Origin of the sequence: Luteimonas sp. YGD11-2, from assembly GCF_004118975.1 — a bacterium.
Lineage (GTDB): Bacteria > Pseudomonadota > Gammaproteobacteria > Xanthomonadales > Xanthomonadaceae > Luteimonas > Luteimonas muca.
This window is the reverse complement of sequence record NZ_CP035376.1, coordinates 3,116,012-3,129,495: the sequence shown is the minus strand read 5'-3', so window position 1 is coordinate 3,129,495 and position 13,484 is coordinate 3,116,012. Positions and strand designations below refer to the sequence as shown.

The window sequence follows — 13,484 nt, the reverse complement described above, 5'->3', positions numbered from 1 at the left end:
TGCGATGCCCGGTTGACGTCTCGAGGCGGCTGCGGGTTCAGCCCGACAGCTGCTCGATCGCGGCCACGCTGCCCAGCCGCCCGCCCAGCCGCTTCAGCAGCGCCAGCCGGTTGGCACGCACCGCCATGTCGTCGGCATTGACCATCACCGCGTCGAAAAATGCGTCCACCTGCGGGCGCAGCCGCGCCAGCCGCGCGAGTGCGTCGACGTAGTCGCCGTCCGCGAGCGCCTGCGTGGTCTCGCCATAGACGGCTTCCACCGCCTCGGCCAGCGCGCGCTCGGCGGGTTCGGTGAACAGCCCGGGGTCCACCTGCGCCGGTACCTCGATATCGGCCTTGCGCAGGATATTGCGGATGCGCTTGTCGGCCGCGGCCAGTGCCTCGGCTTCGGGCAGTGCGGCGAAGCTTCCGATGGCATCGATGCGGCGGTCGAAGTCGTACAGCGACGCGGGCTTGAGCGCGGCGACCGCGGCGAAGTGCTGCGGCGGCACGCCACGGTCCTCGTAGTAGCCGCGCAGGCGGTCGAGGATGAAGTCGTACAGTTCCTGGACCGTCTGTGGTATGGACTTTTCGAACCGGTCCTCGATGCCCTTCGGATCGCGCAGCTGGTTGCAGGCCATCGCGAAGCACGCAGGCAGCTCGAGCTCGAAACCGCTCTCAATGATCGTGCGCGCCAGCCCCAGCGCATTGCGGCGCAGTGCGAACGGATCCTTGTTTCCGGTCGGCTTCAGGCCCGCGGCGAAGCCACCGGCCAGCGTGTCGAGGCGCTCGGCAATCGCCAGCACCTTGCCCAGCGGCGACAGCGCGATGTCGTCACCGGCGCCGCGCGGCTTCCAGGCCTCGTCGATGGCGTTGGCCAGTGCGCTGCGGTCCTCGATGGCGAGGTCATCGAGCGACGGATCCTGCAGCGCGTAGTAGCGCCCGGCGATGCCCTGCAGTTCGGGGAATTCGTTGACCAGCCGCGACTGCAGGTCGGCCTTGGACAGCTCCGCGGCGCGGCGCGCGAGGGTGGCGTCCACGCCCACCCGCGGCGCGATCGCCTCGGCCAGCGCGGCCACCCGCGTCACCTTGTCGGCAAGCGTGCCGAGCTTCGCCTGGTAGGTGACCGTGGCCAGCCCTGCGTTCATCGACGGCAGGCCCTGGCGGATGTCCTCGGCGAAGAAGAACTGCGCGTCGGCAAAGCGCGGCCGGATGACGCGCTCGTAGCCCTTGCGCACTTCGGCCACGTCGGTGGATTCGACGTTGGCGATGCCGATGAAATGCTCCATCAGCCGGCCGTCGGCGCCCAGCACCGGGAAGAACTTCTGGTTGGCCTCCATGGTGGCGACCAGCGCCTCCTGCGGCACCGCGAGGAACTGCGGCTCGAACGAGCAGGCCACGGCCTTCGGCCACTCCACCAGGCACTCGACCTGGGCGAGGTTGTCGGCATCAATGCGCGCAGTGCCACCGGCAGCAGTGGCGGCGGCCGTCACCTCGTCGACGATGCGCGCACGGCGTTCGTCGGGATCCACCAGCACGCTTGCCGCGCGCAGGGCATCGACATAGTCGTCCGGGCGCGCGATCACGACCGCGCCGTCATGCATGAAGCGGTGGCCGCGGCTGTCGCGGCCGGCCGTGCAGCCGAACGCATCGGCCGCGATGACCTCGTCGCCCAGCAGCAGCACCAGCCAGTGCACCGGGCGTGCGAACGCCCACCCGTGTGCACCCCAGCGCATCGGCTTGGGCACCGGGATCGCGTCGATCGCCTCGGCCAGCACCGCCGGCAGCAGTGCCGCGGTGCGTGCGCCCGGGCTCACCGCGCGGTGCACGAAGCGCTCGCCTTTCTGGTCGCTGGTGCGCTCGAGCGCGGTCCACTCGACCCCGGCCTTCTGCGCGAAGCCCTGCAGCGCGCGCGTGGGCTGGCCCTCGGCATCCAGCGCGATGTTGAGGTACGGCCCCAGCACTTCCGAGCGCTGCTCGGGCTGGGTGGTGGCCACGCCCGGCAGCAGCACGGCAAGCCGCCGCGGCGTGTACAGCGGCTTCGCATCGCCACGCTCGACCGCGATGCCGCGCTTTTCCAGCGCGCCGACCACGCCATCGAAGAACGCCTGCGCCAGGCCGGGCAGCGCCTTGACCGGCAGTTCCTCGGTGCCGAGTTCGATAAGCAGGGGTCGCATGTCGGTCATGTATGGAGCCTTCGCATTCGTGTCTGGACCCTTCTCCCGCGGGAGGGAGAAGGTGGCGCGCAGCGCCGGATGAGGGCGCGGATGTGGCGTGCCGGTGTGCCGGCCTGGGCCGGGGGCTGCCCTCATCCGCCCTTCGGGCACCTTCTCCCGCAGGCGGGAGAAGGGTCAAGAATCGTCTAGGCTGCGGCCGCCCGCGGTTGCTTCAGCCCCGGAAACCCCAGCTTCTCGCGCTGGGCGAAGTAGGCCTGCGCCACCGCCTGCGACAGCCGGCGCACGCGCAGGATGTAGCGCTGGCGTTCGGTGACCGAGATCGCCCGGCGTGCGTCGAGCATGTTGAAGCTGTGGCTGGCCTTCATCACCTGCTCGTAGGCCGGCAGCGGCAGGTCGAGCTCCACCAGCTTCAGCGCCTCGGCCTCGCAGGCGTCGAAGCGGTGGAACAGCTCCGGCACGTCGGCGACCTCGAAGTTGTAGCGGCTCTGCTCGACCTCGTTCTGGTGGTAGACGTCGCCGTAGTGCACCGGCGCGCCGTCGGGGCCATGGGTCCACACCAGGTCGTAGACGTTGTCGCAGTTCTGCAGGTACATGCACAGCCGCTCGAGACCGTAGGTGATCTCGCCCAGCACCGGCTTGCACTCGAGGCCGCCGGCCTGCTGGAACCAGGTGAACTGGGTCACTTCCATGCCGTTGAGCCAGACCTCCCAGCCCAGGCCCCAGGCGCCGAGCGTCGGCGATTCCCAGTTGTCCTCGACCAGGCGCAGGTCGTGCACCTGCGGGTCGATGCCAAGGCTTTTGAGCGATTCGAAATACAGCTCGACGATGTTGTCGGGGCTGGGCTTCATCGCCACCTGGTACTGGTAGTAGCGCTGCAGGCGGTTGGGGTTCTCGCCGTAGCGGCCGTCGGTGGGGCGGCGGCAGGGCTGCACGTAGGCGGCGTTCCACGGCTCGGGCCCCAGCGAGCGCAGGAAGGTGGCCGGGTGGAAGGTGCCGGCGCCGACCTCGAGGTCCAGTGGCTGGATCAGCACGCAGCCCTGGTCCGCCCAGTAGGCGTTGAGGCGCCGGATCAGCTCCTGGAACGTGGGTGCGGACATCGTCGGCAGGCTCGCGAATGGGGCGCGCTAGTATACGGCGCACCCTCCGCACTCCCGGCAGCCGGTCCTTGAGCGAAGCACGCACCGAACGCCCCCAGGCCCCCGCGGCGCTGCCGCCCGGACGGCTGGCGATCGCGCCGCTGATCGATGCGCTTGCGGCGGATGGACTGATCGGCGCCGAGGAAGCCGCGCGCGCGCATGCCGGCAGCCGTCACCTGCGCGGCGTGGACACCGTGCATCCGCTGGTGCTGCTGGCCAATCTCAAGCTGGCCTCGGCCCGTCGTGCCGGCACCGAGCTGGGGCTGGAGGCACTGACCGAATGGCTGGCCGCGCGCACCGGGCTGAGCTACCGCCGCATCGACCCGACCCGGCTGGATGTCGCCGGCGTCACCGATCTGATCTCGCATGCGTACGCGCGGCGCCACCGCATCCTGCCGCTGGAAGTCGGCCCCGATCGCGCGCTGATCGCCACCAGCGAACCGCTGGCACTGGACTGGCTGCCGGACCTGCAGCGCCTGCTCCGCCGCGACATCACCCTCGAGGTCGCCAGCCCGCTCGACCTCAACCGCTACACGATGGAGTTCTTCGGCGTCACCCGCTCGCTGCGCGGCGCGCGCGAGCAGCGCGACGGCGCAGCTGGCGGTGGCGAGGCGCCGAGCTTCGAGCAGCTGGTGGAGCTGGGCAAGTCCGGCGACGTCAATGCCGACGACCACCACATCGTCCATATCGTCGACTGGCTGCTGCAGTACGCCTACGAACAGCGCGCCTCCGATATCCACCTCGAGCCACGGCGCGACCTCGGCCGCGTGCGTTTCCGCATCGACGGTGTGCTGCACAAGGTGTTCGAGATGCCGCCACCGGTGATGACCGCGGTGGTGTCACGGATCAAGGTGCTCGGCCGCATGGACCTGGCCGAGCGCCGGCGCCCGCAGGACGGCCGCATCAAGACCCGTTCGCCGGGTGGGCGCGAGGTGGAGATGCGGCTGTCCACCATGCCGACCGCATTCGGCGAGAAGTGCGTGATGCGCATCTTCGACCCGGACACCGCGTTCAAGCCGATCGGGCAGCTGGGCTTCGACGCCGGCGAGGCGACGGCGTGGGAGGAACTGGTGCAGCGCCCGCACGGTATCGTGCTGGTCACCGGGCCCACCGGTTCGGGCAAGACCACCACGCTGTATTCCACGCTGCGACGGCTGTCGACGCCGGACGTCAACGTCTGCACCGTCGAAGACCCGATCGAAATGGTTGCGCCCGAACTCAACCAGACCCAGGTGCATGCGGCGATCGACCTGACCTTCGCGCAGGGCGTGCGCACGCTGCTGCGGCAGGACCCGGACATCATCATGATCGGCGAGATCCGCGACCTCGATACCGCGCAGATGGCGGTGCAGGCCTCGCTGACCGGCCACCTGGTGCTGTCGACGTTGCACACCAACGACGCGCCCTCCGCGGTCACCCGCCTGCTCGACCTCGGCCTGCCGCATTACCTCATCGCTTCCACCCTCAATGGCGTGCTCGCGCAGCGGCTGGTGCGCACGCTGTGCGCGCACTGCAAACGCCCGGGCGAGGTGCCCGAAGGCGGCTGGATGGCGCTGCTCGATCCCGGCGAGCCGGTGCCGCCAGGCCAGCCACACGTGCCGGTGGGTTGCCTGGAGTGCCGCAACACCGGCTACCAGGGCCGGGTCGGCCTGTACGAGCTGATGCCGGTCACCCCGCAGCTGCGCGCGATGATCCGTCCCGACATGGAACTGGCCACGTTCGCCCGTACAGCGGTTGGCGGCGGGCTGCGAACGCTGCGCCGTGCCGGCGCGGAAAAGGTCGCGCAGGGGCTGACCACGGTCGAGGAAGTGCTGACGGTGCTGCCGCCGCGGGAATAGGCGCCGTACCCCTCTCCCGCGCGCGGGAGAGGTTGCGCCGCAGGCGGGTGAGGGGATGTCCGGGGCCTCCCGTTCGCGATCAGAGCCTGACGGTCCTTCCAAGCGCCTGCAGTGCGTGGTTCTTCGCCGATCGAGATGCGGCTCGTCGAGAGTCCCGGCTGCCCGCCGCGGCCACAGGGGGATGCCCAGCCGGATATCTCCGCGTCCAGCTCCCACATCCGGCCGCCGGCCATCCATGGCCGGCTCTGGACATCCCCCTGCGTCCGCGGCGGGCTCCAAGCTGTCGTCGCGTCGGGACGAAGAGCAACAGCGAAGAACGTCGTAGAACGTCAAAGAACGTCAGGTCGCCATGGCAACCGACGACTTCGGCTGAGCCGTTGTCCATCTCCATCCGCAATTGTTGGAGGCACGAGCACAGGCGGTCACAACCGGAACCGGCGGCTGGGCCGGCCGCCGCCCGTGCCACGGCCTCGTGAGCGGCACCGCTGCTGCCCTCCACACCGAAGCCGACGAGCGTCGGAGCCCGTCGCGTGCACCGCGGCGTGTGCTCCCAGCCGGCCATGGATGGCCGGCGGCCGGCCGTGGTAGCTGGACGCGGACTCCGGCCGGGGGAGCACACGCCGCGGTGCGCGAGACGGGCAGCGCGCAACATCAACGAAGCCCTCCACGAGCGCCCGGATAGTCCGGCTGTCCCCATCACGACTGGAGGTGGAGAGGAACCGGGTCTGACGCCGACGAACGCGGTCGGCCCGGGGAAATACCCGGCGGGGCGCCACCACGCGACTGCTCGCCTCCACCGATGCCACCGCCGGATGCATCAGCGCTTTCTTGAAGGTCATCAACGGCTACGTTCCGCAGACGCGATCGCAGCGTCCCCGCACACCATGCAATCGCATCATGGGGCGCCAGTATCATGCGGCGCACATGACCGCCTCCTTCCTGATCCTCGAGACCGGACGTCCGATCGCGTCCATGCGCCGCCATGGCGGCTTCGACCACTGGATCCGCGTGGCCGCCGGCCTGCGTGCCAGTGCGGTGGACACCGTGGATGCGCAATCCGGTGCCACCCTGCCCAATCCTGCCGATCGCATCGGCGTGATCGTCACCGGCTCCGGGGCGATGGTCAGCGACCGCGAACCGTGGAGCGAACGCGCCGCGCAGTGGTTGAAGGACGCAGTGGACTTGGGCGTCCCGGTGTTCGGCATCTGCTACGGCCACCAGCTGCTGGCGCATGCGCTGGGCGGCGAGGTCACCGACAACCCGGCAGGGCGCGGCATGGGCACGGTGCAGGTGAAAACCACCGGAGGCGCCGCCACGGACCCGCTGTTCGCCGGCCTGCCGTCGCCGTTCGCCGCGCAGGCGACCCACCTGCAGAGCGTGCGCCGCCTGCCCGAGGGTGCGCAGTGCCTGGCCACCGCTGCGCACGACCCGAACTACGCCTTCCGCTTCGGCGACCAGGCCTGGGGCGTGCAGTTCCATCCGGAATTCTCCGCCATGCACATGCGCGGCTACATCCGTGCGCGTGCCGATGCGTTGCGCGCGGAAGGTACCGATCCGGTTGTGCTGGCGCAGTCGGTGTCGGCCGCGCCGCATGCGCGCGATGTGCTGCGTCGGTTCGTGCGCCACGCGTACACTGTGCGCGGTCGTGCCGGCACGGTGCCAGGCGGACGATAGGGAGCAACAGGCGATGAGTGACGTGCGCAAGGTGTCCGCAGGGGCCGGCGCGGAATGGCTGCTGGGCGGTTTCGGGCTGCTGCGCAAGGCACCGGCCGGGCTGCTGGCAACCGGCGCCGTGCTCGGGCTGGTGACCGGGCTGCCGCTGCTGCTGGCGGAGGCCGCACCGGGCATGTTCCTGGGCCTGCAGGCGTTGATCATGCTGCTCACGCCGGTGCTGCTGGGCGGGTTCGTCTTCGCCATGCACCAGGTCGACCGCGATGGCGCCGCGTCGCCCGCGCACCTGCTGGAAGGTTTCCGCAACGGCCGCACCCTGCCGCTGATGGCGCAGCTGGTGCCGCAGATCGCATTCGGCATCGCCGCGGTGTTGCTGCTGGTGCTGATGGTCGGCATCGACCAGCTGCAGACGCTGGCGGCGGCAATGGAGGCCGCGCAGGGCCAGGCCAATCCCGACCCCGAGGTGTTCGCCGGCCTGCCGGCCGGGCGCCTGCTGCTGTGGATGCTGCTGGTGATCGCGCTGGTGATCGCGGTGTACTTCTACACCTTCGTCGCCTCGCCGCAGATCATGCTCGAGGGCCGCCCCGCGTTCGCGGCGATGGCGCGCAGCTTCCGCGCCTGCCTGCGCAACCTGCCGGCGATGCTGGTGTTCATCCTGCTGACGCTCGTGGTGGCGGTGCTGATGAGCGTGGCCGCGCAGGTCGTCGGCGCCCTGTTCGGGCTGGTCGGCGGCGTGCTGGTCGGCGCACTGATCGGGCAGATCGCGCTGATGGCGGTGCTGATGCCGGTGGTGATCGGCTCGATCTACACCGCCTGGTCGCAGATGCTGGCCCCGGGCGCCGGTGGCGCCATCGACCGCAGCACCGCGAGTTCCGGCATCGAACTCTGATTGCAGGTGGCGGCCGCAGTGCCGCCGTGCGTCAACCCAGCGCGCGGACCAGCGCCGCATCGACCCGCGCCTGAAGCGCGACGATCGACATGGCCAGTACGGCGCAGACGAGCGCCGCCTGCAGCCACAGCCATGCCTGTGCCCAGCGCGACAGCGCCGCATCCGTCTCTGTCACCACGCGCAGCCCGGCAATGCGGTCATGCATCGCCTGGTGGCGCGGCGGCAGCACCGCCATCAGGTGGCCGAGGTTGACGCTCAGCCACGACAGCAGGCCGGCGGCCTGTCGGAGTGCGTGGCGGCGGCAACGCACCGGACCGACGCGCTGCGCATCGACCACCCGCAATCGCAGTGCGCGCTTGCCGGGCGTCGCTGCATGCCGGCATTCGAAGGCGCTGGCGTAGAGCCAGAACAGCGGCACAAACGCGGCAAGCGGTAGCAGCAGCACGCTGCCAAGCGCCGAGGCGAGCTGGCTGACGGCGACGCGGATGGCGTCATCCGCCAGCAGCTGTGCCGGCGTCGGCAGGCCGGGCAGTGCGGCGAGCATCGGCTGCAGCATCGCGTCGAGCAGGACCGCGAGCGCCGTGTCCAGCACGCCTACGCGCGCAGCCAGCGGCGTGGCGACCAGCGCCAGTGAAACCGCCGCCACCAGCGACGCATCCAGCGACCATGCGGCCCAGCGATGCAGCAGCGGCGCCGGGTGAGCAGGAACGGCAGTGGCGGGTATCGGCGCGGGCATCGGTGGCCGCGCGGCGGTCACGATTCCTCGGCGGCGCGCCCGTCGGCCGGCACCAGCATGCGCGCGGCGATAAGCCCTGCCTCGTAGAGCAGGCACATCGGGATCGCCAGCATCAGCTGCGAGACCACGTCGGGCGGGGTGACCACGGCGGCGATCACGAACACGCCGACGATGGCGTAGCCGCGGGACTCGCGCAGCTGGTTGGGCGTGACCCAGCCCATCAGCACCAGGATCACCATCGCCACCGGCAGCTCGAAGCTGAGGCCGAAGGCGAGGAAGATCACGAGCACGAAATTCAGGTAGGCGTGGATGTCGGTCATCATCGCCACCCCGTCGGGGGTAACCGCGGTGAGGAAGCCGAACACCACCGGCAGCACCAGGAAGAACGCGAACGCGCAGCCGGCATAGAACAGCAGCAGTGCGGAGGCCAGCAGCGGCATCGCCAGGCGCTTCTCGCGCCGGTACAGCCCGGGCGCGACGAAGGCCCACAGCTGGTACAGCAGCCACGGCATGGTGGTGATCAGGGCGACGAAGAACGCGAGTTTCAACGGCGCGAAGAACGGTGATGCGACTTCCACCGCGATCAGGGTCGCGCCTTCCGGCAGCTTGTCGAGCAGCGGCTGCGCCAGCCAGGCATACAGCCGGTTGGCGAACGGCAGCAGGCAGACGAACACCAGCATCAGGCCGGCGATCGCGCGCAGCAGCCGCGAACGCAACTCGATCAGGTGGTCGAGCAGGCTGGCGTCGGCCGATGACTCAGCGTCGTTGGCCATCGGTCGCGGTCGTTTCGCTGGGGTGAGTGGACGGCTCGGCCACCGTGCCGCTGGCGCTGTCCACGGCCGTCGCGACCGTGGGTGATGCCACGTCGGGTGCCGTCGATGCGGTGCCGGCGTCGGAAGGCTTCGCTGCGGTCGTGGCCGTGCCCGGGGTCAGGCCGTCGCGCAGCTCCTGCGCTTCGCGGCGCACCGCGGCTTCGGCGCCGCGCATGTCGCGGTCGGCGTCGCGCATCGCGCTGCGTGCCTGGTCGAGGTTGCGCTTGAGCTCCTCGGCGGCCAGCTCGCGCTCGAACTCGGAACGCACCGACTGCCACTGGCCGCGCGCACGGCGCACCCACAGGCCGGTGAAACGCGCGGCGCGCGGCAGCCGCTCGGGCCCCAGTACCACCAGGGCGATGACGGCGATCACCAGGATTTCGGCGAAGCTGAGGTCGAACATGGGGCGGCGCGACGCGCGCGGTCAGCGAGCGGCGTCGTCCCGGTCGCGCTTGCGGTCGCCGTCGGCGACGGTCTCCGTGCGACGCTGTTCGATGCGGGCCGACGGTGTGTCGTCGTCGCTCATGCCCTGCTTGAAGCCCTTGATGGCTTCGCCGAGATCGCGCCCGGCGCCGCGCAGCTTCTTGGTGCCGAACACCAGCAGCACGACGAGGGCGACGATGATCCAGTGCCAGATGCTGAAACTACCCATGACGCGCCTGCCTGATACGTATTGGGCTGCAGGATAGCAGCCATCGCATGGCTGCGTTGCCGGTTGCGGGTGGCCGCGTTCAGTCGCGCGGCTACCAGGTGCCGTCGAGCGGTTCGGCGCGGATCTCGCTCTCGCCGACCGGCTCGAATGCGGACGGCGCGGGTTCCGTGCGGGCCGGATCCAGCGCCTGCGGCTGTGCCTGCGTCGCGGTGTCCTGCACGGGCGCCGGCGCGGGCGCGCGCGCGCGCTGCGAGGCGACCTGGCCTGCACCTTCGGTGCCACGGTTGGCGCGGGCGATGGCGGTGGCTTCCTCGAGGCGGTCGCGGAAGTCCACCACCGGGCCCGCGGCGCGGTTGGGGGTGCGGTTCTCGAAGATCATCCGCGGCGTGGTGCCGCCGCCGTAGACGGCCTGGTTGGCCTGGTCGTCGATGCTGAGCACGGCGCCATCCAGCGCCACACCGGCGAACAGCCCGCGCGCGCGCGACCACGACCAGATCTCGGCCTTGAGCTGGCCGTCGGTGGCGGTGGCGGCGTTGCGGCCCATCGGCCCGGCGGCGACGCCGGCATCGGCGCCCAGGGTGATCTTGCCGTTGACGATGCTGTCGAGGCTGCGGTCGTTGCGGAACACCAGCACCACGTCGGCGGACTGCACGCCGGCCTGGAAGCCGATGCTGCCGCCGGTCAGGGTGACGAAGGCCGGTTGCGACCAGGTGCCGTCGGGGGACTTCACCGCCATCACGCCATGGCCGCGGCGGCCGCCGATCACCAGCCCGGCCTTGATGGTGTCGGGCACCACGACGATCGCGCGGGCCTCGTCGAGCAGCTTGTCGGGAATCGCGTTTTCCGGGATCGCCTGCACTTCGGTCAGCACGCGCACCGCGTTGAGCGCGCGCTCGTCCTCCCGCGGGCCGGCATGGGCGGCCGTGGCCGCCAGCGACAGCGCGAGGGTGGCGGCAAGCAGCAGGCGGACGGGACGGCGGGACTGGGTCATCGGGAAGCTCCGGGTGCGTTGGCGGGCGGAACCGGGGTTCCGCGACACGTGAAGGTAGGATCGCAGAAATGAATCGGGTCTGAGGATTCCCGGGCTCCGCCGGAGCGGCGGATGCAACGTCCGCGGTATGGCCCTTCGATCGCTGTCCCGGGTGACCGCTGCGATCCGCGGCTGGAACGTCCGCCGTGGATGAAGCTGTCATCCTATGCGCATGTCGCAGCCAAGCTCCGCGTCCGCCACGACGCCACCGTCTTCCCGCGCCCACGACGCGGTCCTGCTGGTCAATCTCGGCACGCCGGAAGCGCCGACGCCCGATGCGGTGCGCCGCTACCTGCTCGAGTTCCTTTCGGACCGCCGGGTGGTGTCGCTGCCGCCGCTGCTGTGGCAGCCGATCCTGCGCGGTGCGGTGCTGCCCTTGCGCTGCAAGCGCGTGGCCGCGCTGTACGCCGATATCTGGATGGAGGGCGGCTCGCCGCTGCTGGTCCATACGCGCGGCCTGGCCGAACGCGTCGCCGAGCGCATGCCGGGCATCCGCGTGGCGCACGCGATGCGTTACGGCACGCCGTCGCTGGCCCGCGAGCTCGAGCGGCTGCAGGACGAGGGCGCGCGCCGGGTGCTGGTGCTGCCGCTGTATCCGCAGTACTCGACCACCACCACGGCTTCCGTCGACGACGTTGCACGACGTGCCGCGTTGCCGGTGCACGTCGTGCAGGACTACCACCTCGACCCGGGCTGGGTGGAAGCGGTGGCTGCTTCGATCCGCGCGGCCTGGCAGGTGCAGCCTCGCGGCGAGAAGCTGCTGTTCTCGTTCCACGGCATCCCGCAGCGGGTGGTGGATGCCGGCGATCCCTACGAGTTGCAGTGCCGCGCCAGCACCGTCGCCATCGCACGTGCGCTGGGGCTTGCCGACGACGGCATCATGCTGACCTTCCAGTCGCGTTTCGGCCGCGAGAAGTGGCTGCAGCCCTATACCGACGCCACCATGCGCGCGCTGGGCGACAGCGGGGTCAAGCGCATCGACGTGGTCTGCCCGGGCTTCGCCGTCGACTGCCTGGAAACGCTGGAGGAGATCGCGCTGCAGAACGCCGAGCTGTTCCGCGAACATGGCGGCGAGACGTTGCGCTATATCCCCTGCCTCAATGCCGATCCCGGCCATGCCGATGCGCTCGCCGCGCTGGTGGCGCGCGAGCTCGACGGCTGGACGATGGACGCGCGCTGACCATGCGGGAATTCGAACTGCAGATCGCCGCCGGCTGCATCCGCGGCCTGCGCAATGGCGGCAACGGCCCGAAGGTGCTGGCCCTGCATGGCTGGCTCGACAACGCGGCGAGCTTCGTGCCGCTGGCGCCGTACCTGGGCGACATCGACCTGGTCGCCGTGGACCTGCCCGGTCACGGACGCAGCGACCACCTGCCGCCGGGCGTCGAATACACCTTCCCTGGGGCACTGCACAACGTGCTCGACATCGCCGATGCGCTGGGCTGGGAGCGCTTCGCGCTGCTCGGCCATTCGATGGGGGCGGGCATCGCCAGCCTGGTGGCGGCGGCATGCCCGCAGCGGGTGGAGCGGCTGGTGGCGATCGAGGCACTCGGCGCATTGCCGGAGACGGCCGAACGCACCACCGCGCGCCTGCGCGAGTCGGTGTCGGCGACGCGCGCGCTGCGCGGCAAGGCACTGCGCGTGTTCGTCGACCCGCAGCCCGCGGTGCGTGCACGCATGCATGCCAATGCGCTGTCGGAGCCGGTCGCGCGGCTGCTGGTCGAGCGCGGGCTGGCCGATGTCGAGGGCGGCCACACCTGGAGCAGCGACCCGCGCCTCACGGTGCCGACGATGGTGCGCATGACCGATGCGCAGGTGGACGACCTCGTCGCCGGTATCGAATGCCCGACCCGGGTGATCTACGCCGATCCGCCGCAGCCCTATCTGCCCGAGCCCGACCGCAGCCGCCGCGCGCGCCTGCTGCCGCAGGCCGAGCTGGTGGTGCTGCCGGGTGGACATCACCTGCATATGGAAACGCCGCAGGCGGTGGCCGAAGCGATCGGGCGCTTCTTCCACGGCTGACGTACCCGAGGTGGGACGCGACTGGCCGACCGTCGGACCTGGCCGGTTACTACGGCAGGCCTACCGCGTCGCCACGCGCATGTCCTCGCGCAGCTGCAGTTGCAGCTGCACCGTGTCCGGCGACACCGGACGCAGCCACAGCACCGCCGCACGCGGGCCCTTCTCGAACGACAGCATCGCGCCGTCCGGGGCGCGTTGCAGCGCCAGCGTCTGCCGCCAGCCCAGGGCCTGCATGCCCGCGCGGGCATCGGCGAACAGCGTCGCCATGTCGCCGTCGAGCTGCATGCCGACCACGCGGGTGCCATCGACATCCATCATGCTGCGCAGCTCGTAGCCCGGCGGCAGGTAGAGATCGGCGGGGAAATCCTCGGGCAGCGTCAGCGGTTGCGGGGCCGGGACGGCCAGCGACGCCGCGACCGGTCCGGGTGCCGGTCCGGTGCCGTCGAGGCCACGCTGGCAGCCGGCAGCGGCCAGGCACAGGCAGATCGCAAGGATGCAGCTTCGACGCATGGCGGAGTCCGGAAGCACCTGCCTCCGAAAACG

At 70.6% G+C, this 13,484-nt stretch carries 13 protein-coding genes; 5 read left to right on the top strand and 8 right to left on the bottom strand.

Going from position 1 to position 13,484, the window contains the following annotated elements; all coding sequences use genetic code 11:
- Positions 1-37 precede the first annotated feature (37 nt).
- On the bottom strand, positions 38-2,164 hold the full coding sequence (gene glyS / locus ERL55_RS14420; protein ID WP_129137049.1) for a glycine--tRNA ligase subunit beta: 2,127 nt from the start codon (positions 2,162-2,164) through the stop codon (positions 38-40).
- A 176-nt stretch (positions 2,165-2,340) separates the two neighbouring features.
- Positions 2,341-3,252: a glycine--tRNA ligase subunit alpha gene (gene glyQ / locus ERL55_RS14415; protein ID WP_129137048.1), complete on the bottom strand. Its 912-nt coding sequence runs from the start codon at positions 3,250-3,252 to the stop codon at positions 2,341-2,343.
- Between the two features lie 68 nt (positions 3,253-3,320).
- Here glyQ and ERL55_RS14410 point away from each other — a divergent pair, with 68 nt between their 5' ends.
- From ERL55_RS14410 to ERL55_RS14400, 3 genes are all read left to right on the top strand, one after another.
- The gene (locus ERL55_RS14410; RefSeq protein ID WP_241685786.1) at positions 3,321-5,129 is read left to right on the top strand and encodes a GspE/PulE family protein; all 1,809 of its coding nucleotides are present in this window, start codon (positions 3,321-3,323) and stop codon (positions 5,127-5,129) included.
- Between the two features lie 924 nt (positions 5,130-6,053).
- Positions 6,054-6,803, top strand: a complete 750-nt coding sequence (locus ERL55_RS14405) for a glutamine amidotransferase (RefSeq protein WP_129137046.1) — start codon at positions 6,054-6,056, stop codon at positions 6,801-6,803.
- Positions 6,804-6,816: 13 nt separating this feature from the next.
- Entirely contained in the window at positions 6,817-7,689 is an 873-nt protein-coding gene (locus ERL55_RS14400; RefSeq protein ID WP_129137045.1) for a BPSS1780 family membrane protein, read from the top strand.
- A 31-nt stretch (positions 7,690-7,720) separates the two neighbouring features.
- On the opposite strand, the gene ERL55_RS14395 is transcribed toward ERL55_RS14400, so the two are convergent.
- From ERL55_RS14395 to ERL55_RS14375, 5 genes are all read right to left on the bottom strand, one after another.
- On the bottom strand, positions 7,721-8,425 hold the full coding sequence (locus ERL55_RS14395) for an RDD family protein (RefSeq protein WP_129137044.1): 705 nt from the start codon (positions 8,423-8,425) through the stop codon (positions 7,721-7,723).
- Between the two features lie 17 nt (positions 8,426-8,442).
- Complete coding sequence (tatC, locus tag ERL55_RS14390; protein WP_129137043.1) at positions 8,443-9,198, bottom strand: twin-arginine translocase subunit TatC; 756 nt, start codon at positions 9,196-9,198, stop codon at positions 8,443-8,445.
- Positions 9,182-9,640 carry a Sec-independent protein translocase protein TatB gene (tatB, locus tag ERL55_RS14385; RefSeq protein ID WP_129137042.1) on the bottom strand — a complete coding sequence of 153 codons (459 nt, stop codon included), beginning with the start codon at positions 9,638-9,640 and terminating at the stop codon, positions 9,182-9,184. The genes tatC and tatB overlap by 17 nt, the downstream gene beginning before the upstream one ends.
- 21 nt (positions 9,641-9,661) lie before the next feature.
- Positions 9,662-9,889, bottom strand: coding sequence for a Sec-independent protein translocase subunit TatA (gene tatA, locus ERL55_RS14380; RefSeq protein ID WP_129137041.1), 228 nt, complete (start codon positions 9,887-9,889; stop codon positions 9,662-9,664).
- Between the two features lie 91 nt (positions 9,890-9,980).
- Positions 9,981-10,880 carry a lipid-binding SYLF domain-containing protein gene (locus ERL55_RS14375; RefSeq protein WP_129137040.1) on the bottom strand — a complete coding sequence of 300 codons (900 nt, stop codon included), beginning with the start codon at positions 10,878-10,880 and terminating at the stop codon, positions 9,981-9,983.
- A gap of 211 nt (positions 10,881-11,091) precedes the next feature.
- Between ERL55_RS14375 and hemH the strand changes: the two genes are divergently transcribed.
- On the top strand, positions 11,092-12,099 hold the full coding sequence (hemH, locus tag ERL55_RS14370) for a ferrochelatase (protein ID WP_129137039.1): 1,008 nt from the start codon (positions 11,092-11,094) through the stop codon (positions 12,097-12,099).
- Positions 12,096-12,941, top strand: a complete 846-nt coding sequence (locus tag ERL55_RS14365) for an alpha/beta hydrolase (protein WP_206733421.1) — start codon at positions 12,096-12,098, stop codon at positions 12,939-12,941. Before hemH ends, ERL55_RS14365 begins: the two co-directional genes overlap by 4 nt.
- Before the next feature lie 60 nt (positions 12,942-13,001).
- Here ERL55_RS14365 and ERL55_RS14360 read toward each other — a convergent pair whose 3' ends face one another.
- On the bottom strand, positions 13,002-13,451 hold the full coding sequence (locus tag ERL55_RS14360) for a hypothetical protein (RefSeq protein ID WP_129137037.1): 450 nt from the start codon (positions 13,449-13,451) through the stop codon (positions 13,002-13,004).
- Between the last annotated feature and the right edge of the window lie 33 nt (positions 13,452-13,484).